The organism is Saccharopolyspora kobensis (assembly GCF_900108315.1).
Lineage (GTDB): Bacteria > Actinomycetota > Actinomycetes > Mycobacteriales > Pseudonocardiaceae > Saccharopolyspora > Saccharopolyspora kobensis.
Genome location: NZ_FNVB01000008.1, coordinates 41,359 through 61,489 on the forward strand (window position 1 = coordinate 41,359; position 20,131 = coordinate 61,489).

19 protein-coding genes are annotated in these 20,131 nt (G+C 70.8%); 2 read left to right on the forward strand and 17 right to left on the reverse strand.

From position 1 onward, the window contains the following. Positions 1-11: 11 nt before the first annotated feature. From nuoK to C4T78_RS25320, 15 genes are all read right to left on the reverse strand, one after another. The gene (nuoK, locus tag C4T78_RS25250) at positions 12-311 is read right to left on the reverse strand and encodes an NADH-quinone oxidoreductase subunit NuoK (RefSeq protein WP_093155324.1); all 300 of its coding nucleotides are present in this window, start codon (positions 309-311) and stop codon (positions 12-14) included. Continuing rightward, positions 308-1,240: an NADH-quinone oxidoreductase subunit J gene (locus C4T78_RS25255; RefSeq protein ID WP_093353952.1), complete on the reverse strand. Its 933-nt coding sequence runs from the start codon at positions 1,238-1,240 to the stop codon at positions 308-310. Before C4T78_RS25255 ends, nuoK begins: the two co-directional genes overlap by 4 nt. Continuing rightward, positions 1,237-1,791 carry an NADH-quinone oxidoreductase subunit NuoI gene (gene nuoI, locus C4T78_RS25260; protein WP_093353954.1) on the reverse strand — a complete coding sequence of 185 codons (555 nt, stop codon included), beginning with the start codon at positions 1,789-1,791 and terminating at the stop codon, positions 1,237-1,239. Before nuoI ends, C4T78_RS25255 begins: the two co-directional genes overlap by 4 nt. Continuing rightward, positions 1,778-3,076, reverse strand: a complete 1,299-nt coding sequence (gene nuoH / locus C4T78_RS25265) for an NADH-quinone oxidoreductase subunit NuoH (RefSeq protein WP_093353957.1) — start codon at positions 3,074-3,076, stop codon at positions 1,778-1,780. The genes nuoI and nuoH overlap by 14 nt, the downstream gene beginning before the upstream one ends. Continuing rightward, positions 3,073-5,592 (reverse strand): NADH-quinone oxidoreductase subunit G, encoded by a 2,520-nt coding sequence (locus C4T78_RS25270; protein ID WP_093353959.1) that lies wholly within the window; start codon positions 5,590-5,592, stop codon positions 3,073-3,075. The genes nuoH and C4T78_RS25270 overlap by 4 nt, the downstream gene beginning before the upstream one ends. Next, entirely contained in the window at positions 5,589-6,905 is a 1,317-nt protein-coding gene (gene nuoF, locus C4T78_RS25275) for an NADH-quinone oxidoreductase subunit NuoF (RefSeq protein ID WP_093353962.1), read from the reverse strand. The genes C4T78_RS25270 and nuoF overlap by 4 nt, the downstream gene beginning before the upstream one ends. A gap of 7 nt (positions 6,906-6,912) precedes the next feature. Next, positions 6,913-7,668 carry an NADH-quinone oxidoreductase subunit NuoE gene (gene nuoE, locus C4T78_RS25280; RefSeq protein WP_093353964.1) on the reverse strand — a complete coding sequence of 252 codons (756 nt, stop codon included), beginning with the start codon at positions 7,666-7,668 and terminating at the stop codon, positions 6,913-6,915. Then, positions 7,665-9,008, reverse strand: a complete 1,344-nt coding sequence (locus C4T78_RS25285) for an NADH-quinone oxidoreductase subunit D (protein ID WP_093353967.1) — start codon at positions 9,006-9,008, stop codon at positions 7,665-7,667. The genes nuoE and C4T78_RS25285 overlap by 4 nt, the downstream gene beginning before the upstream one ends. Before the next feature lie 130 nt (positions 9,009-9,138). Next, complete coding sequence (locus tag C4T78_RS25290; protein ID WP_093353969.1) at positions 9,139-9,855, reverse strand: NADH-quinone oxidoreductase subunit C; 717 nt, start codon at positions 9,853-9,855, stop codon at positions 9,139-9,141. A gap of 6 nt (positions 9,856-9,861) precedes the next feature. After that, positions 9,862-10,536 carry a NuoB/complex I 20 kDa subunit family protein gene (locus C4T78_RS25295; RefSeq protein WP_093353972.1) on the reverse strand — a complete coding sequence of 225 codons (675 nt, stop codon included), beginning with the start codon at positions 10,534-10,536 and terminating at the stop codon, positions 9,862-9,864. A gap of 51 nt (positions 10,537-10,587) precedes the next feature. Further along, positions 10,588-10,953: an NADH-quinone oxidoreductase subunit A gene (locus C4T78_RS25300; protein ID WP_093155338.1), complete on the reverse strand. Its 366-nt coding sequence runs from the start codon at positions 10,951-10,953 to the stop codon at positions 10,588-10,590. Between the two features lie 184 nt (positions 10,954-11,137). After that, complete coding sequence (locus C4T78_RS25305) at positions 11,138-12,436, reverse strand: geranylgeranyl reductase family protein (RefSeq protein ID WP_093353974.1); 1,299 nt, start codon at positions 12,434-12,436, stop codon at positions 11,138-11,140. Positions 12,437-12,828: 392 nt separating this feature from the next. Beyond that, entirely contained in the window at positions 12,829-13,128 is a 300-nt protein-coding gene (locus C4T78_RS25310) for an AtuA-related protein (protein ID WP_093353976.1), read from the reverse strand. Then, positions 13,115-14,401: an acyclic terpene utilization AtuA family protein gene (locus tag C4T78_RS25315; RefSeq protein ID WP_093353979.1), complete on the reverse strand. Its 1,287-nt coding sequence runs from the start codon at positions 14,399-14,401 to the stop codon at positions 13,115-13,117. Before C4T78_RS25315 ends, C4T78_RS25310 begins: the two co-directional genes overlap by 14 nt. Next, positions 14,401-15,672, reverse strand: a complete 1,272-nt coding sequence (locus tag C4T78_RS25320; protein ID WP_093353981.1) for a CitMHS family transporter — start codon at positions 15,670-15,672, stop codon at positions 14,401-14,403. Before C4T78_RS25320 ends, C4T78_RS25315 begins: the two co-directional genes overlap by 1 nt. A 90-nt stretch (positions 15,673-15,762) precedes the next feature. On the opposite strand from C4T78_RS25320, the gene C4T78_RS25325 reads away from it, so the two are divergent. Beyond that, positions 15,763-16,680, forward strand: coding sequence for a LysR family transcriptional regulator (locus C4T78_RS25325; protein WP_235863635.1), 918 nt, complete (start codon positions 15,763-15,765; stop codon positions 16,678-16,680). A 235-nt stretch (positions 16,681-16,915) separates the two neighbouring features. Here the strand turns inward: C4T78_RS25325 and C4T78_RS25330 are convergent, their stop codons facing one another. Together C4T78_RS25330 and C4T78_RS25335 are read right to left on the reverse strand one after the other, a co-directional pair. Then, positions 16,916-17,605 (reverse strand): demethylmenaquinone methyltransferase, encoded by a 690-nt coding sequence (locus C4T78_RS25330; RefSeq protein WP_093353986.1) that lies wholly within the window; start codon positions 17,603-17,605, stop codon positions 16,916-16,918. A gap of 34 nt (positions 17,606-17,639) precedes the next feature. Beyond that, complete coding sequence (locus tag C4T78_RS25335; protein WP_218161617.1) at positions 17,640-18,764, reverse strand: glycosyltransferase family 4 protein; 1,125 nt, start codon at positions 18,762-18,764, stop codon at positions 17,640-17,642. 208 nt (positions 18,765-18,972) lie between these two features. Here C4T78_RS25335 and C4T78_RS25340 point away from each other — a divergent pair, with 208 nt between their 5' ends. Next, positions 18,973-19,833: an inositol monophosphatase family protein gene (locus C4T78_RS25340; protein ID WP_093353989.1), complete on the forward strand. Its 861-nt coding sequence runs from the start codon at positions 18,973-18,975 to the stop codon at positions 19,831-19,833. Positions 19,834-20,131: the final 298 nt, after the last annotated feature.

The window sequence follows — 20,131 nt, forward strand, 5'->3', positions numbered from 1 at the left end:
CACGCGCCCTCTCAGTACTTCAGCAGGTTGGCGTCATCGACCGAGGCCGAGCGACGCGTCCGGAAGATCGACATGATGATGGCCAGGCCGACCACCACCTCGGCCGCCGCGACCACCATCACGAAGAAGGCCATGACCTGCCCGTGCACCGATCCCTCGATGCGGGCGAAGGTCACCAGGGTCAGGTTGACCGCGTTGAGCATCAGCTCGATGCACATGAACACCACGATGGCGTTGCGCCGCACCAGAACCCCGACCGCGCCGATGGTGAACAGCAGCGCCGAGAGCAGCAGGTAGTAGGTGGGGGTCACTGCCGGACCTCCTCGGAGGGGACGTGCTCGGTCTCGTGGCCGTTGTTGTTGTTCGACCCGTTGCCGTCCGCGCGCGGCGCCTGCTCCGGCACCTCGGGCGATTCCTCGTGGTGCCCGGCGGTCAGCGCGTGCGGGTCGGGTGCGGCCGTCTCGCCCGCGACCGCCCGGCGGTCCTCGCCGAGCCGGTCGGCGGGCAGGTTCTCCAGCAGCTCGGACAGCGATTCCGGTGCCACCGAACCGTCCGGCAGCAGCGCGGGCACGGCCACCGAGTTGGTGGTGGCGTACACGCCGGGGCCGGGCAGCGGCGACGGGCGGGAGCTGCGGAAGCGGGCGTTGGCCCGCTCCTTCTGGCTCAGCTTCGGGCCGCGGCCCTTGCCGCCGTAGGCCAGCACCATCGCGCCGATGCAGGCGGTGATAAGCAGCGCCGAGGTGAGCTCGAACGGGAACAGGTAGTCGGTGAAGATCAGCCGGCCGAGGCCGCCCGCGCCACCGCCCTGCGGGTTCCACGGGTTCAGCGGGGCGGCGACCGGGACGTCGGTGAGCGCCCGAGCCAGTCCGGTCACCAGCAGCGTGGCCAGCCCGATGCCGCCGAGCCCGGCCCACAGCCGCTGCCCGCGCAGCACTTCGACCACCGAGTCCGAGGAATCGCGGCCGACCATCATCAGCACGAACAGGAACAGCATCATGATCGCGCCGGTGTAGACGATGATCTGGGTGAACCCGAGGAACTGCGCGCTCTGCGCCATGTAGAGCACGCCGAGGCACAGCATCGTCAGCACCAGGAACAGCGCGGAGTGCACCGCGTTGCGCGCGAACACCATGCCCAGCGCGCCGACCAGCGCCAACGGGCCCAGGACCCAGAAGGCAGCGGTCTCGCCGGCGCCGACGGCGGCGCCCTGGGCCAGCACTTGCGCGGTTGCGAGGGTCATCTCCCGGCCTCCTCGTGCCCGGACTTCTCCTCAGCGGACACGCCGCGGGCGAGCTCGGGACCGCGCACGTAGTAGTCCTGCTCGTCCTCGCCGAGCCGCATCGGGTGCGGCGGCTGCTCCATGCCGGCCAGCAGCGGGGCCAGCATGTCCTCCTTGGTGTAGATCAGGTCCTGGCGGTTGTCGTCGGCGGTCTCGTACTCGTTGGTCATCGTCAGCGCCCGCGTCGGGCACGCCTCGATGCACAACCCGCAGCCGATGCACCGCAGGTAGTTGATCTGGTAGTCCTTGCCGTAGCGCTCGCCGGGCGAGTAGCGCGCTTCCTCGGTGTTGTCCCCGCCCTCCACGAAGATCGCGTCGGCCGGGCACGCCCAGGCGCACAGCTCGCAGCCCACGCACTTCTCCAGCCCGTCCGGGTGCCGGTTGAGCTGGTGGCGGCCGTGGAACCGCGGCGCCGGGACCTTCTTGACCTCCGGGTACTCCTCGGTGACGACCTTCTTGAACATCGTCGAGAAGGTGACGCCGAAGCCCTTGATCGGATCAAACATTCCCATCAGGCGCCTCCTCGCCGTCCGCGCGCCCGACCTCACCCGCGGCACCGGTGCGCACCGGGCGCGGCGGGGCCTGGGGGACCTGCAGGTCCAGCGGCGGAATCGGGTAACCGCTGCCCGCCAGCGGCACTTCGTCGGTGTCCTTGGCCGGACGGCGGTCCGGGATCAGGAACGTGGCCACCAGCAGCACCGCGATCACCACGCCGCCACCGATGAGGAACTGCTGGGTGGTCACCGCGTCGTCGTTGCGCACCGCGCGGATCACCACCACCGCGATGATCCACACCAGGCTCGCCGGGACCAGGATCTTCCAGCCCAGGTTCATGAACTGGTCGTAGCGCAGGCGGGGCAGGGTGCCGCGCAGCCAGATGAAGAAGAACAGGAACGCGAGGGTCTTGCCGAGGAACCACAGCGCCGGCCACCAGCCGGTGTTGAGCACCCCGTCGCCGATCAGCGACAGCGGCCACGGCGCGTGCCAGCCGCCGAGGAACAGCGTGGTCGCCAGCGCCGAGACGGTGACCATGTTGATGTACTCGGCGAGGAAGAACAGCGCGAACTTCAGCGAGGAGTACTCGGTGTGGAACCCGCCGACCAGCTCCGACTCGGCCTCCGGGAGGTCGAACGGGGCGCGGTTGGTCTCACCGACCATCGCGATCACGTAGACCACGAAGCTGAACGGCAGCAGCAGGAAGAACCAGCCGTTGGCCTGGGCTTCGACGATGCCCGCGGTGGACATCGTGCCCGCGTACATGATCACCGCGACGAACGACAGGCCCATCGCGATCTCGTAGGAGATCACCTGCGCCGCCGAGCGCAGCGAGCCGAGCAGCGGGTACGGCGACCCGGAGGCCCAGCCGGCCAGCACGATGCCGTACACGCCGACGGACGCGCAGGCCAGCACCACCAGCAGGCCGACCGGCAGGTCGACCAGCTGCAGCGCGGTCCGCTCGCCGAAGATGGTGACCTCGGGGCCGATCGGGATCACCGAGAACGCCACCAGCGCGGGCGTCGCCGAGATCACCGGGGCCAGGAAGTACACCCACTTGTCGGCCAGGACCGGCCGGATGTCCTCCTTGAACGCCAGCTTCAGACCGTCGGCCAGCGACTGCAGGATGCCGAACGGGCCTGCCCGGTTCGGGCCCGGCCGGTTCTGCATCCGGCCGATCACCCGGCGCTCCGCCCAGATCGTCAGCAGCGTCATGACGACCAGGAAGGCGAAGATCACCACGACCTTCAGCAGGATCAGCCAGATCGGGTCGTCGGCGAGCAGTTCCGCGGTTGTGGTCATGCTCTCCCCCCGTCGAGGTGGGTGGTGCCGTGGCCGTTGGTGGCCGCGGGGGACATCGGCGTGGTGGCGGTGATGTCGACGAGCGACCCGTGCCCGGCGCCGAGCGCGCGGTGCACCCGCGAGGTGCCGGAGTCGGTCGGCAGCCACACCACGTCGTCGGGCATCTCGGCCAGCTCCACCGGCAGCACGATCGAGCCCTTGGCGGTGCGCACCTCGATGCGCTGGGCCTGGCCGAGCTCGATGCGCTGCGCGGTGCGCGGCGAGAGCACGGCGACGGTGCGGCGCGCGGTGCCCGCCAGGTTCGGTTCCTCGGCCTGCAGCGAGCCGTTGTCCAGCAGCTGCCGCCAGGTCGCGAGCACCGCCTGGCCCGGGCCCGGGACCGGCGCGGTGGCGGCCGGCTCGTCCGGGCCGGGCAGCCGCTCGCCGATGTTCGGGCCGATGCGGTCGAGCTCGGCGGCCGCCGCGGCCGGGGTCTGGGTGAACAGGTCGGCGTCCATCTCCACCGCGAGGGTGTCCAGGACCCGGCAGTCCGGCAGCGCCCCGGTGCCCTCGATGGTGGTGCGGAACTCGCGGCGGCGGCCTTCCCAGTTCAGGTAGCTGCCGGACTTCTCCGCGCTCGGCGCGATGGGCAGCACCACGTCGGCGTGCTCGGTGACCGCGCTGGCCCGCAGCTCCAGGCTGACCACGAAGTCCGCGCGGCGCAGGGCCTGCTCGGCCAGCGCCGGATCGGGCAGGTCGTTCGGGTCGACACCGCCGACGACCAGCCCGGAGAGCTCTCCGGCCGCGGTCGCGGCGAGGATGCCGGTGAGGTCGCGGCCGACGGCCGCGGGCAGCGCCCCGGAGCCCACGCCCCAGGTCTGCTCGATCTCGGCGCGGGCCGCGGCGTCGGCGACCGGCCGGCCACCGGGCAGCAGCGTCGGCAGCGCACCCGCCTCGATCGCACCGCGCTCCCCCGCCCGGCGGGGGATCCAGGCGACCCGGGCGCCGGTGCGCTGCGCGGCGCGCAGGATCTCGGAGTACAGCCCGGGAACCTCCGCCGCGCGTTCGCCGACGACCAGCACCGCGCCCGGCTGCCGGAGCGATTCCTCCACTTCGGACGGCAGCGACCGCAGCGCGGCGGCCTCCCCGCCCGGCGTGCACGGCACCAGCTCGCCGGTCCGGACCGGGCCGCCGTTGTGCACGATGACCGTGGTCTTCTCCACGCCCGGCGAGGTGCGCGGGCCGAGGTGGAACACCTTCGTCTTCCCCTGGCGGGCCGCCTTGCGCAGCTGCAGGAAGACGATCGGCGACTCATCCTCCGGTTCGAAGGTCACGCACAGCACCGCGGGCGCGGACTCCAGGTCCCGGTAGGTGACACCGGTCCCCGGCGTCACTCCGACCACCGCGGACTCCAGGAACCGCAGCTCCTCGTCGGAGTGCGGTCGCGCGCGGAAGTCGATGTCGTTGGTGCGCAAAGCGATCCGCGCGAACTTCGAGTACGAGTAGGCGTCCTCGACGGTCAGCCGACCGCCCGGCAGCACGCCGACCCCGCCCGCGTCGCGGGCCTCGGCGAGGCCCTTGGCCGCGGTCTGCAGGGCCTCGGTCCAGGACGCCTCGCGGAGCTGGCCGTTCTCCCGGATCAGCGGGCGGGTGATGCGGTCACCGGCGGTGGCGTAGCGGAACGCGAACCGGCCCTTGTCGCAGATCCACTCCTCGTTGACCTCCGGGTCGTCCCCGGCCAGCCGCCGCGTCACCTTGCCGCGCCGCCAGTCGTTGCGGATCTCGCAGCCCGAGGCGCAGTGCTCGCACTGGCCCGGCGTGGACACCAGGTCGAACGGCCGGGACCGGAACCGGTAGGCCGCGCTGGTCAGCGCGCCGACCGGGCAGATCTGGATCGTGTTGCCGGAGAAGTAGCTCTGGAACGGCTGCTGCTCACCGGTGCCGATCTGCTGCAGCGCGCCGCGCTCCAGCAGCTCGATGAACGGGTCGCCGGCGATCTGCTTGGAGAACCGGGTGCAGCGCTGGCACAGCACGCAGCGCTCGCGGTCCAGCAGCACCTGCGAGGAGATCGGCACCGGCTTGGCGAAGGTCCGCTTGGTGTCCCGGAACCGGGATTCGGCCCGGCCGTGCTTGAGCGCCTGGTTCTGCAGCGGGCACTCGCCGCCCTTGTCGCAGATCGGGCAGTCCAGCGGGTGGTTGATCAGCAGCAGCTCCATCACGCCCTGCTGCGCCTTGTCCGCCACCGGCGAGGTCTGCTGCGTCTTGACCACCATGCCGTCGGCGACGGTCATCGTGCAGGACGCCTGCGGCTTGGGCATCGGCCTGCCGCCCATCTCGACCTCGACCAAGCACTGCCTGCAGGCCCCGGCGGGGTCCAGCAGCGGGTGGTCGCAGAAGCGCGGGATGGTGATGCCCATCCGCTCCGCGGTGCGGATCAGCAGCTCGCCCTTGGGCGCCTCGACCTCGATCCCGTCGATGGTCAGGCGGACGTAGCCCTCCGGCACCGGGCGGGCTTCTGATTCTGGTGCCACCGTCATCGGGCCGCTCCTACCAGTTCCGGCTCGCCGGGATTCTTCATTCCACCCGTGTTTTGTCGACACAGCGCGAGGAACTCCTCGCGGAAGTACTTGATGCCGCTGACGATCGGGCTCACCGCGCCGTCGCCGAGCGCGCAGAACGAGCGGCCGAAGATGTTGTCGCAGATGTCCAGGAGGGTGTCGATGTCCTCCTGGGTGCCGTGTCCCTCGACCATCCGCTCCAGCACCTGCGCCAGCCAGTAAGTGCCCTCGCGGCAGGGCGTGCACTTGCCGCAGGACTCGTGCTCGTAGAACTGCGTCCACTTCATCACGGCCCACGGCACCGACACCGTCTCGTTGAACACCATCACCGCGGTGGTGCCCAGCATCGAACCGGCCTCGGCCGCGCCCTCGAAGTCCAGCGGCACGTCCAGGTGCTCGGCGGTGAACATCGGCGTCGACGAGCCGCCCGGCGTCCAGAACTTCAGCGGGATGCCGTCCTTCATGCCGCCCGCCAGCTCCAGCAGTTCCCGCAGCGTGGTGCCCAGCGGGGCCTCGTACTGGCCCGGCTTCTCCACGTGCCCGGAGATCGAGTAGATCTTCGGGCCCGGCGACTTCTCGCCGCCCATGGTGCGGAACCAGTCGGCGCCGCCGTTGACGATGTAGGGCACGGTGGCGATCGTCTCGACGTTGTTCACCGTGGTCGGGCAGGCGTAGAGGCCCGCGGCCGCCGGGAACGGCGGCTTGAGCCGCGGCTGCCCGCGCTTGCCCTCCAGCGAGTCCAGCAGCGCCGTCTCCTCGCCGCAGATGTAGGCGCCCGCACCCGCGTGCACCACGATGTCCAGGTCGAACCCGGAGCCCAGGATGTCCTTGCCCAGGTAGCCGGCCTGGTAGGCCTCGCGGACCGCGTTGTTCAGCCGCCGGATCGGGTGCAGCGCCTCACCGCGCACGTAGATCATGCAGTGGTTGGCGCGCATCGCGTAGCTGGCGATGATGCAGCCCTCGATCAGCGAGTGCGGGTCGGCCATCATCAGCGGGATGTCCTTGCAGGTACCCGGTTCGCCCTCGTCGGCGTTGATCACCAGGTAGTGCGGCTTGGTGGGTTCCTTGGGCATGAAGCTCCACTTCACGCCCGCCGGGAACCCGGCGCCGCCGCGGCCGCGCAGGCCCGCCGACTTGACCAGTTCGACGAGCTGGTCGGGCGTGCCCGCCAGCGCCTTGCGCAGCGCGGTGTAGCCCTCCAGCTGCTCGTAGGTGCGCAGGGTCCAGGAGTTCGGCGAGAGCCACCGCTTGGTCAGGACCGGCGTCACCGGGCTGATGCTTGGTCGCGTCATTGCACCCTCACTTCTTCTCCGGCACCGGCGGCAGTTCCACGTCGTCGGGCATGCTGGGCGCGGTCCAGCCGCGCTCGTGGGCCAGCTGCGCGCCGCGCAGCGTCTCGACCGCCGCCGACGGACCGGCCACAGTGGATTCCAGGTCGTCGAAGAAGCCGGCCAGCTGGCGCTCCGCACCGCGGAAGTCGGACAGCGCCGGACCGCGCGTCGGCGCCGGTTTCTCCCCGCGCTGCAACGCCTTCACCAGTTCCAGCGCCTGCTCCGGCGTCTGGTTGTCGAAGTACTCGTAGTTCACCTGCAGCACCGGCGCCAGGTCGCAGGCCGCCAGGCACTCGGCGTGCTCGAGGGTGATCGAGCCCTCCTCGCCGGGAGTGCCCGCGGTCTCGTCGTGCCCGACGCCCAGGTGCTCGCCGAGCGTCTTGTAGATCGCGTCGCCGCCCAGCGCCGCGCACAGCGTGTTGGTGCACACGCTCACCAGGTGCTGGCCGCACGGCTTGCGCTTGTACATGGTGTAGAAGGTGGCGACCGCGCTGACCTCGGCGGTGGTCAGCGCCAGCTGGTCGGCGCAGAACTGGATCCCCGCCGGGCTGACGTGCCCCTGCACCGACTGCACGAGGTGCAGCATCGGCAGCAGCGCCGACCGGGGCTCCGGGTAGCGCGCGATGATCTGCTGCGCCTCGGAGCGCGTCTGCTCGTCGAACACCGACGTGTCGGCGGCCTCGGCCGCGTCGTCGGTGGTGGTGAACTGGAACTGCTCGGTCATCGATCCACCCCGCCCATCACCGGGTCGATGGAGGCGACCGCCGCGATCACGTCGGCCACCAGTCCGCCTTCGCACATCGCGGGCATCGCCTGCAGGTTCACGAAGCTGGGTTCCCGGACGTGCACCCGCATCGGCCGGGTGCCGCCGTCGGAGACCAGGTGCACGCCCAGCTCGCCGCGCGGCGACTCGACCGGCGAGTACACCTGCCCGGGCGGCACGTCGAAGCCCTCGGTCACCAGCTTGAAGTGGTGGATCAGCGATTCCATCGACTGACCCATGATCTTGCGGACGTGCTCCAGCGAGTTGCCCATGCCGTCCGGCCCGATGCTCAGCTTCGACGGCCACGCGATCTTCGCGTCCTCGACCATGTGCGAGCCGGGCTCCATCTTGTCCACGCACTGCCGGATGATCTTCAGCGACTGGTGGATCTCCTCCAGCCGCAGCAGGTACCGGGCGTAGCAGTCGGCGTCGGTGCTGGTCGGCACCTCGAACTCGTAGTCCTGGTAACCGCAGTACGGCTCGATCTTGCGCAGGTCCCAGGCCAGGCCGGCGGAGCGCAGCAGCGGACCGGTGACGCCGAGCTGCAGCGCGCCGTCCAGCGGCAGGTAGCCGACGTCCTTGAGGCGCTGCTTCCAGATCGGCTGGCCGGTGAACAGCTTGTCGTAGGCGGGCAGCCGGGAGTCCATCACCTCGATGAACGACTTCACCTTCTGCTGCCAGCCCTCCGGCAGGTCCTGCGCGGTGCCGCCCGGCCGGATGAACGCGTGGTTCATCCGCAGCCCGGTCAGGAACTCCAGCAGGTGCAGGACCTCTTCGCGCTCGCGGAAGCCGAAGGTCATGCCGGTGGTGGCGCCGAGCTCCATCGCACCGGTCGCCAGGAACACCAGGTGCGAGGAGATCCGGTTGAGCTCCATGAGCATCACGCGGAACGTCTGGGCCCGCGGCGGCGCCTCGATGCCGAGCAGCTTCTCCACGCCCAGGCAGTAGGCGGCCTCGTTGTGCAGCGGCGCCAGGTAGTCCATCCGCGTCACGAACGTGACGCCCTGGGTCCAGGTGCGGTACTCGGTGTTCTTCTCGATGCCGGTGTGCAGGTAGCCGATCACCGAGCGGGCCTTGGTGACGGTCTCGCCCTCGAGCTCCAGCACCAGCCGGAGCACGCCGTGCGTCGACGGGTGCTGCGGGCCGAGGTTGATGACGACCCGCTCCTCACCGGCGGTCTCGTCGATGAACTCGTCCCAGTCGCCACCGGTGACGGTGTAGACCCGGCCCTCGGTCGTCTCCCGAGCCTCGGCCGCTTCGGGATCGCCGAAACCGGTGCCGGCCAGTGATTCGGTACTCATCTCCAACACCTCTCCCCGGTGCGACCACCCGCCGGGAACGCAATTTCCATTGAAATCAGGCGTTCGATTTCAATGGAAATCGAAGGTCCAATTTCCATTGAAATCGCGGAAGACTCGCGCACCCCAGCCGTCATGAGTACGCCCTGCGCTGATCCGGTGGCGGGATCTCGGCGCCCTTGTACTCGACGGGGATGCCGCCCAGCGGGTAGTCCTTGCGCTGCGGGTGGCCGTCCCAGTCGTCCGGCATCAGGATCCGGGTGAGCGCCGGGTGCCCGTCGTAGACGATCCCGAACATGTCCCAGGCCTCGCGCTCCTGGAAGTCCGCGGTCGGGTACACCTCGACGACCGACGGCACGTGCGGGTCCTCGACGTCCACCGCGACCTCGACGCGGATCCGGCGCCGGTAGGTCATCGACGTCAGGTGGCAGACCGAGTGCAGCCGCTGCGGCACCTCCGGCCCGTAGTCCACGCCGGAGACCGAGCTGCACAGCTCGAAGCGCAGCGCCGGGTCGTCGCGCAGCGCGCGGCAGACCTCCAGCAGCTGGTCGGTGCGCACGTAGAAGGTGATCTCGCCGCGGTCGACCGTCACCTGCTGCACGGTGTCGGCGGGCAGCCCGCGCTCGCCCAGCGCGGCCAGCAGCGCGTCGGCCACCTCGTCGAACCAGCCGCCGTACGGGCGCTCCGCGGCGGGCGGCACGTAGGCGGGCAGGCGCAGCCCGCCGTAACCCGAGGTGTCTCCCGTGCCGCGCACGCCGAACATGCCCTGCCGCGCGCGACCGGCCACCGGGCCGGACTGCGGCCGGGCCGGTTCGACCGCCCAGCGCTGCTCGGATTCGTTGTCAGCCAACCGAACTCACCTGCCCGCTTTGAGCTCGCGGGGCCGCTGCGGTGAATCCGCGAACGCCCCCAACGACGGATCGGAACCCATCTCCTGGCGCTGCGCCACCTGCTTGCGCGCCACGCGTCGGCGCTGCGCCTCGTTCTTCGGCGCGTACCGCTCGGAGGACGGGATCATCGGGGTGCGCTCGCCGCTCTCCAGCTTCAGCTGCGCGCGCTTGGCGTTGATCGGCTCGTCCATGATCTTGGCGTGCAGCTTGAGGATCGCGTCCAGGAGCATCTCCGGGCGCGGCGGGCAGCCCGGCAGGTACATGTCCACCGGCACCACGTGGTCCACGCCCTGCACCACGGCGTAGTTGTTGAACATGCCGCCGCTGGAGGCGCACACGCCCATCGCCAGCACCCAGCGCGGTTCCGGCATCTGGTCGTAGATCTGCCGCAGCACCGGCGCCATCTTGTTGGTGACCCGGCCGGCCACGATCATCAGATCGGCCTGCCGCGGCGTGGCGGAGAACCGCTCCATGCCGAACCGCGCGATGTCGTAGCGGGAACCGCCGACCGTCATCATCTCGATGGCGCAGCAGGCCAACCCGAACGTCGCGGGCCACATCGAGGTCTTCCGCGTCCAGTTGACGAGCTTTTCCACGTTGGCCAACAGGATGCCGTTGGGCAACTGCGCTTCGATTCCCATCCGCGGCACTCCCTTCCACAATCGACGCTGACCGTGCTCGTGACCGCCCGGTCAGTTCCAGTCGAAGCCACCTCGCCGCCACACGTAGAGGTCGGCGAATCCGAACGTGAGGATGAACAGCACCACGGCTCCCGCGCCCCAGAGCCCGAGCGCGTCCGCGGTCACCGCGTAGGGGTAGAGAAAGACCATCTCGATGTCGAAGAGGATGAACATCATCGCGGTCAGGTAGTACGAGACCGGCATCCGGCCGCCGCCGATCACCGGCTGCGGCGAGGGCTCGATGCCGCACTCGTAGGCGTCGAGCTTCGCCTTGTTGTAGCGGCGGGGGCCGACGAGCGGAGCGATCGTGACCGAGAACAGCGCGAACGCGAACGCGAGCGCCAGCAACAGCACGAGCGGGATGTAGGGATCGAGCATTCCCCTGCCCTCCGGATCTTCCCCGCTTCCGCGGGGCACATCGTCGGCCCCCGCCGAGACGCACGTCACGTCTCAGAGGTCGGGCCACACTCTATGCGGTCGGGTGTGTCGTCTCCGTAGTGAGGCGAACCTAACTTTATGATGTCTCGCACACTTGCGAGCACATCTGACCAGACTCGCGCCATCAGGCGCTAGGGGTGAGACGAGTAGTGGTGCTGATCACACGGTCCATCACGTCCCCGCCCTTCTCGTCGTAGAGATTTGCCAACAGTTTCAACACGAAACGCATCAGCACGGTCCTCGGTAGACCATGCTTCGTAGCGGTGCGCATGACCACCGGATTGCCAATCAACTTGCTGAAGATGTTGCCCATCCGGAAGTAGCCGCCCAGCGCCTGCTGCACCGCCACCGGGTACCGGCGCAGCGCCTGCTCCCGGGAGAACCCGTCCGGGCGGGCCAGCGCGTGCACCACGCACTCGGCGGCCAGCGCCGCGGATTCCATCGCGTAGGCGATGCCCTCGCCGTTGAACGGGTTGACCATCCCGCCCGCGTCGCCGACGAGCAGCAAGCCGTTGCGGTAGTGCGGCGTCCGGTTGAAGCCCATCGGCAGCGCGGCGCCGCCGATCCGCCCGGTCGCGTTCTCCTCACGGAAGCCCCACTCCTCCGGCGTGCCGTCCAGCCAGGAGCGCAGCAGCTGCCGGTAGTCGGTCTTGCCGTAGGCCTTGGAGGTGGACAGGATGCCCAGCCCGACGTTCACCGTCCCGTCGCCCATCGGGAAGATCCAGCCGTAGCCCGGCAGCAGCGTGGGCTTGGCCGGGTCCGAGCGGTCCCACAGCTCCAGGTGCGATTCCAGGAAGTCGTCCTTGGTGCGCGGGCTGGTGTAGTAGCGCCGCACGGCAACGCCCATCGGGCGGTCCTCGCGCTTCTCGATGCCGACCGACAGCGCCAGCCGCGCGGAGACGCCGTCGCAGGCCACCACCAGCGGCGCCCGGTAGGTGACCGGCGTGCGCTCCGGCCCGGTCTTGGCGGTCACCCCGGTGATCCGGCCGGTCCGCTCGTCGGTGACCGCGCCGGTCACCGTGGTCTGCTGGACCAGCCGGGCGCCGGCCCGCTGCGCGTTGCGCGCGAGCAGGTCGTCGAAGTCGTTGCGCGGCCGCACCACGCCGTACGGCGGGAAGCTGGCCAGGCTCGGCCAGTCCAGCTCGACCTCGACCCCGCCACCGACCACCCGCAGGCCGCGGTTGTGCAGCCAGCCCGCTTCCTCCCGGGTGTCGATGCCGAGGTCGATGAGCTGCTTGACGCCGCGCGGGGTGATGCCGTCGCCGCAGACCTTCTCCCGCGGGAAGACGCTCTTCTCCAGAAGCAGGACGTCCAGGCCGGCCCTGGCCAGGTACGTCGCCGCCGTCGATCCGGCAGGCCCGGCCCCGACGACGATCACCTCCGCGTCGTCGTCCGGTCGACGGCGGCTGGTGGCGCTGGTCATGACACTCCTTGAGCTAGTGCAGTGCGCGGTGCGACCGCCCCCTCCCGGCGGACCGCACCGGGAACCCGCTTGTGAACGAGTTCACTAACTTCCGAGTTTATGCCGGACAAAGGCCGCGATCGACCCCTGCGGCTACGCCACCCGAGTGACCATCGCCCCAGCTAGAACCAGCCCTGGACCGATCGGACGACCCCGACCGGACCACTTCTCCAGCTGGTTCAGGAGGGGTCCCGGTCCCGTCGCCGGAGCGTCGTTGGCCGCTCCCGGCGCACCCCGCCGCCCGAAGACCTCCAGCACCTCGGCACCGTTCGGCCGCGCTGCCGCCGCTGCGGTGATCTCCCCCGTGGAGCTCACGGCTGCCCGTTCGCGCTGGTCAAAGCCAGCTTCGGCAGCTATTCGCGGATCGGCATCGCGAGCAAGCGGGAGCTGAGGGTCTTGCCGTGGGTGTCCAGGGCCAGGGAGGTCGTCACGCCGCCTTCGAGCGCTCGGTGGCAGGTGAACTGGAGGGCTCGGAGGTTCGGGAGCTCCCAGCGGCGGACCTCGCCGCGGACCGCCAGGTGCTCGCGCACGCGGTCGGCCGTCACCTCGCGGACCAGCAGGTCGTAGTCCTCGTCGCGGTGCGGGAACAGCGACAGCGTCGAGGTGTCGCCCTTGTCCCCGGCCCGGCAGTGGGCGATGTCATGCAGCAGCACCGTCGGCCTCCAGCACGGTCACGCGGGTTTCCACCTCGGAGCGGGGGATCAGCGTCGAGACGATCCCGATCACCTCGCGGACGTCGGTGCGGACGCCGCCGCCACCGGCCGGTCCGTTGGTGTAGAGCGATTCGACCTCGTGGCACACCAGGTCGGCGAGCTCCGGGTCCGGGGCCAGCGCGGCGACCCGCAGCCGGCACTCGTCGGCTCTCCCGAGGACGTCGGCGCGGATGCGCAGGCCGGTGCCGCGCAGCCGGGTGGTGACGACGTCGGCCGCCAGGCGGGCTCGGCGGTCGGCGTTCGGCCCGGCGTAGGAGATCCCGCACTCCGCGCGGTGCCCGGCGCGGTAGCCGACGCTGACCTTCAGCTCCGCTGGCCGCGGCCTGCCGATCGCGCCGCTGATCCGGACCCGGTCCGCCGCGACCTGCTCCGCGCGCACCTCGCGGAAGTCCAGCACCACGTCGGGCGTGCGGTAGCCCGCCGGGTCGGTCACCTCGTAGAGCAGCTGCTCGCGCACGGTCGCGGTGGAGACCAGCCCTCCGGTGCCCGGGAGCTTGCCGATGACCGCGGTTCCGCCGGGTTCCACTGCGGCATGGGGGAACCCGAGGTCCGCCAGGTCCGGCACCTCCTTCGCGCCGGGATCGGCGAAGTAGCCGCCGGTGACCTGCCCGGCGCACTCCAGGACGTGGCCGACGAGCGTTCCGGCCGCCATCCGCTGCCAGTCGTCGAGGTCCCAGCCGAGCCGGTGCGCCATCGGAGCCAGGAACAGCGAGGGATCGGCGACCCGGCCGGTCAGCACCACGTCCGCGCCGGTGTCCAGGGCGGGCAGCAGCGCATCGGCGCCGAGGTAGGCGTTGGCCGAGACGACCTCGCCGTGAGCGGCCAGCGCGATGCCGTCCTCCAGCGCGGGTGCGCGCAGGTCCAGCCGGTCCAGCACGTCGTCGCCGGTGACCACCGCGATGCGCCCGCGCAGCCCGGATTCCACCAGCAGGTCGCGGGTGGTCTCGCCCGCCGCGATGGGGTTCGCCGCGCCCATGTTGGTCACCACGCGGACGCCGTTGCCGATGGCGACCGGCAGCAACGGGCGGAAGCGGGCGCGCAACCGCGGGTCGTGGCCCAGCGCCGGGTCGCGGAGGCGGCGCTGCTGGCCGAGCGCGATGGTGCGCTCCGCCAGGCACTCCAGCACCAGGTCGTCCAGCTCGCCGCGCGCCGCCAGCTGCACCGCGGGCTCGATCCGGTCGCCGGCGAACCCGGCTCCGCTGCCGATCCGCATCACAGCACCCCCGTCAGCAGAGCGACCGCCGTCATCACCAGCGTCGTGCCGAACGCCCACTTGAAGGCGAACCGCTGGTGCTCGCCGAGGTCCACCCCGCTCATCCCGAGCAGGATGAACGTCGAAGCGGTCAGCGGGCTGAGCGGGAAACCGGTGGTCATCTGGCCGAGGATCGCCGCCCGGCCGATGGCCGCCGGGTCGCCGCCGAGCGCCGCGCTCGTCTCGGCCAGCACCGGGACGATCCCGTAGTAGAAGGCGTCCGGGGTGAACACCAGGCTCAGCGGCATGCTCGCGATGGCCGTGCCCACCGGCAGCAGGCCCGCCGCCGAGTCCGGGATCACCGAGACCAGGCCCTCGGCCATCGCGCCGATCATCCCGGTGCCGGTGAGGATGCCGGTGAACACGCCCGCCGCGAAGATCACCGCGACCACCAGCACCACGTTGTAGGCGTGCTTGGTGAGCAGCTCCTGCTGCGCCGCCCAGCTCGGCCGGTTGATCAGCAGCGCCACCAGGAAGGCCAGCAGGAACAGCACCTCCAGGTCGGCGAGCTGCGCCAGCAGGCAGCCCACCAGCACCACCGTGAGCAGCGCGTTGATCCAGAACCGCACCCGGTCGGCGCCGGTGAGCCGGGGCCGCTCGGCGACGTCGAGCTCGACCACGCCGAGCCGCTTGCGCTCGCCGCGGCCGATCAAGTACGCCGCCACCAGCACCCACAGGACGCCCGCCAGCATCGCGGGCAGGACCGGGAGGAACAGCTGGCCGCTGTCCAGGTGCAGCGCGGCCATCGCGCGGGCCGTCGGGCCGCCCCACGGCACCATGTTCATCACGCCCGCCGCCAGGCAGACCACCCCGGCCAGCACCACCCGGCGCATGCCGAGCCGCTGGTAGATCGGCAGCAGCGCGGAAACGGTGATCAGGAACGTGGAGGCGCCGTCGCCGTCGAGCGCGACCAGCAGGGTCAGCAGCGCGGTGCCCACGGTGATCTTCATCGGGTCGCCGCCCGCCCAGCGCAGGATCCGGGCGACGGCCGGGTCGAACAGCCCGGTGTCGACCATCAGGCTGAAGTAGAGCACCGCGAAGGTGATCATGATGGCCACCGGGGCGACGGTGACCAGGCCGTCGGCGATCATCCCGCCCAGCCCGGCGCCGAACCCGCTCACCAGCGCGGCCGCGATCGGCACCAGGGTGAGCGCGAACAGCACCGAGACCCGGCGGGACAGCACCAGCGCCAGGAAGACCCCGACGGTGAGGAATCCGCTCACGGCGAGCATGCGCACCTCCGAACTCGAACGGAGGAACTGTGATCCGCATCGCCCATGCGGGTCAAGCAATAGTTAGTGATAGATTCATGCCCCGTGAGCATGGACCTGACGATGCAGCAGCTCCGGCTGGTGCTGGCCGTGCACGACGCGGGCAGCTTCACGCTCGCCGCCGAACGCCTCCACCTGGCCCAGTCGTCGATGAGCCGAACGGTCCGCGAGGTCGAGCGGCGGCTGGGCATCGCGCTGTTCGAGCGCACCACCCGCAACCTGACGAGCACGCCGGAGGGCCGCGAGTTCTGCCGGGTCGCGCGGCAGGTCGTCGAGTCGTTCGACGCCGGGATCAACCACTTCCAGGGATTCCTCGCCGGGAGCCGCGGGCGGGTGCGCATCGCGGCGCTGCCGTCGCTGGCCGCGATCCTGCTGCCGCCGGTGGTGTCCGCCTACCGCGCGACGCACCCGGACGTGGAACTGTCCATTTCGGACGCGATGTCGGACGAGGTGCTGCAGCAGGTCCGCGCCGGGATCGTGGACCTGGCGCTCACGGTGGTCGCCGAGCCGCTGCCGGACCTGCACGTCAAGCCGATCGCCACCGACCGGTTCTGCTGCGTCTTCCCGCCGCGGCACCGGTTCGCCGCGCAGCGCGGCCTCACCTGGTCGAACCTGGCGGGCGAGCCGCACATCGCCTTCGACCCGAGCAGCAGCATCCGCCAGCACGCCGAACGCGCCTTCGGCGCGGCGAAGATCCGCCCGGACGTGGTGCTGGAGTCCAGCAACATCACCACGGTCGCGGGCCTGGTCGCGGCGGGCCTCGGCGTGGCGGTGGTGCCGGGCCTGGTGCTGCCGCTGGTCCGGTTCGCCGGCCTGGAGCACCGAGCCCTGACCGAGCCGGAGACCAGCCGCCGCATCGCGGTGGTCCGCAACCCGCACCGCCCGCTGGCGGCGGCCTCGAAGGCCTTCATCACGGCGATCACCCACCGCGCCGAAACCCCGCTACCCCCGGAAACCACCTGGCTCTGACCAAACCGGCACCCGATACCCCGGAACGCACCCCACGCTCCCGCGCACGACCCCACGCAATTTCAATTGAAATCGAACGTCAAATTTCAATTGAAATCTCATGTGCAATTTCAATTGAAATTGCGGACCGTCGGTGTGTCGGCGTCCGACACGCCGGTGGCGCGTCGGGTGACCGGGCAATTTCAATGGAAGTCGTGGGCGTGATTTCCATTGAAGTTTCGGCGTGTCCGACGGCTCAGGAGGGCTTCACCGCGCGGTGGATCGCCACGACTCCGCTGGTCAGGTTCCGCCAGGCGACGTCCGTCCAGCCGGACTCGGCGATCAGCTCCGCCAGGGCACGCTGGTCCGGCCACTCGCGGATCGACTCCGCCAGGTAGACGTAGGCGTCCGGGTTCGACGAGACCGCGCGGGCGATCGGCGGCAGCGCGCGCATCAGGTAGTTCAGGTAGATCGTGCGGAACGGCTGCCAGGTCGGTGTGGAGAACTCGCACACCACCAGCCGGCCGCCCGGGCGCACCACGCGCTGCATCTCCCGCAGCCCGGCCGCGGTGTCCACGAGGTTGCGCAGGCCGAAGGAGATCGTCACCGCGTCGAAGGACTCGTCCGCGAAGGGTAGCCGCAGCGCGTCCGCGGCGACCATCGGCACGCCGCGGTGCCGACCGACCGAGAGCATGCCCAGCGAGAAGTCCGCGGCCACGCACCAGGCGCCGGACCGGGAGAACTCCTCGGTCGACACACCGCTGCCCGCCGCCAGGTCGAGCACGCGCTCGTCGCGCTTGGGCGACAGCGCCCGCCTGGTGACCTCCCGCCACCGGCGGTCCTGGCCGAAGGACAGCACGGTGTTGGTCAGGTCGTACCGGCGCGCGACACCGTCGAACATCGCGGCGACTTCGCGAGGGTCCTTGTCCAAACCTGCCCGAGACACACCCGCAGCGTACGTGGCCGACCCGCCGCCGGCGTCACGCGGCCAGCGGTTGCTCGCCCGAGGCGACCGCGTCGTAGTGCCCGATCAGCTGCTGGCACAGCGCCGGCCAGGTCCGCCCCGCGACCGCCTCGCGCGCAGCCGCGCCGAACCGCCCGCGCAGATCGGCATCGCGCAGGGACTCGACCGCGGCGCGCAGCGCCTCCGCGTGGACGTCGGCGTCGTGGGCGGGCAGCAGGTAGCCGGTGCGGCCGTGGTCGACCAGGTCGCGCGGGCCACCCGCGTCCGGGGCCACCACCGGAACGCCCGAGGCCATCGCCTCCTGGACCGCCTGGCAGAACGTCTCGTGCGGGCCGGTGTGCACGAACACGTCGAGGCTGGCGTAGATCCGCGCCAGCTCGTCGCCGGTGCGCTGGCCGAGGAACACCGCGTTCGGCACCGCGTCGGCCAGCCGCTCGCGGTCCGGGCCATCGCCCACCACGACCACCCGCACGCCCGGCATCCCGCCCAGCGCCGCCAACCGCTCGATGCGCTTCTCCGGGGCGAGCCTGCCGACGTAGCCGACCAGCAGCTCACCGTCCGCGGCGAACTCGCGCCGCCAGCCCGGATCCCGCTGCTGCGGTGAGAAACGCGCCGTGTCCACGCCCCGGCCCCAGCGGTGCACGCGCGGAATCCCGTGCTGCTTAAGCGTTTCCACCGCCCAGGTCGACGGCGCCAGCGTCCGATCGGCCGCGCCGTGCAGGCGCCGGATCCACCGCCACGCCGCTCGCGCGGTCAGGCCAAGCCCGTAGGACGCGGCGAAACCCGCGACATCGGTCTGGTACACCGCGACCGTCGGCACGCCCAGCCGCCGAGCCGCCGCCAGACCCCGCGCCCCGACGACGAACGGCGACGCCAGGTGCACGACATCCGGCCGGAATCCCTGCAAGCCGCGCAGCAATCGCCGCGTCGGAAAGCCGATCGGCAACGACGACACCACCGGCAGGTCCACCGCGGGCAGCCGGATCACCGGGAAACCCGCGTACTCGTCCGGGCCGGCGCCGGGCGCGATGACGAGCGCCGAATCTCCCCGGCGCCGCAAGTGCTCCAGCACTCGCAGCACCGAATTCGTCACCCCGTTGATCTGCGGCAGGAAGCTCTCGGTCACGATCGCTATGCGCACGCGCATCACCGTCGCGCTCCGGGTCGGCGAGCAGTCGACCGCAATGTGACGGCACCGCCAACGGCAACCGAAGATGTCGTTTCCCGCCACCGGGAGAACCGGCCTCCCCGGAGGAGACGGTTGCAGCGCGCAATCGTGATCTGCCTCTCCACCAGCTGTCACCTGAGCGTTGCGCGCCGGTCACTCGCCGCACGGAACCTGGGGCGGCATGACGGTCCTGCCTACCCCGCCGGCGCAGAGCGACCCGGCGCTGGTCTCGCGAGCGTTCGAAGTCGCCGGTCGACTCGCCAACGACGCCGCGGACGTGATCATCGCGACCGCGGGGCGCGGGGCGCAGCCCGCCCCGACCGAGTCCCCGTTCGACTGGGTCACCGACACCGGCCGCACCCTGGAGCGGCACACCCGGCGGGTGCTGGCCGACGAGTTCCCCGGCATCCCGGTGTTCGGCGAGGAGTTCGACGCGGCGCCGACCACCGTCGCCGAGCACTGGGCGGCCCGCGCCGGGACGGCCAAGTTCCGCTGGTCGGTCGACCCGGTCGACGGCACCGCGAACTACGTCGCCGGGCTTCCCTGGTGCACCTACAGCCTGGCCATGCTCGACGAGCACGGCCCGGTGGTCGGGGTGGTCGCCGATCCCTACCGCACGCAGATCTACGCCGCCGCCCGCGGCCGCGGCATGCGGGCGAACGGAAGTCCGGTGCGGTTGAGCGAACAGCGCGAAACCCGCGGCGGGATCGTGTGCACCGAGCTGACCAGGACGGGTCCGTGGCGGGGCATGGACCGGTTCATCACCAACGCCACCGGCGCGCAGGTCGGCGTCCGCCTGCTGGGTTCCCCGGCGCTGGCGATCACGCAGGTCGCGCTCGGGCACGCGGTGGCCGCGGTGCTGGATTCCTACGAGGAGTGGGACGTCGCAGGGGCGCTCGCGCTGGCGACCGAAGCCGGGGCGACCGTCCTGGACCGCCGCGGCGAACCGAAACCGCTACCGCTGGACGGACTGCTGGTGGCGGCGCCCGGCGTCGCCGCCGACGTGCACGACTGGTGGTACCAGGCAGTCGCGCGGAGCTGACCGCGACCGGGCTCACCGCGGTGGGTGGTTGCGCCGGAACCTGCGCAATTTCAATTGAAATCAGACGTCCAACTTCCATTGAAATTGCAGGAGGTTGTCCACAACCGTCGGTGTGTCGTGGGGCAACACGCCGTTGAACCGCAACTTCAATTGAAATCAGACGTGAGATTTCAATTGAAGTTGCAGAGGTTCGGGGTTGGGTGAGCCGTGGCCCGGTGGGGTCTGGGGTCTCAGGCCCCAGGGTTTCAGGACGCGAGTAGCACGGCGCGGACGCCAAGACGCGGGCGGCAGGGCGCGG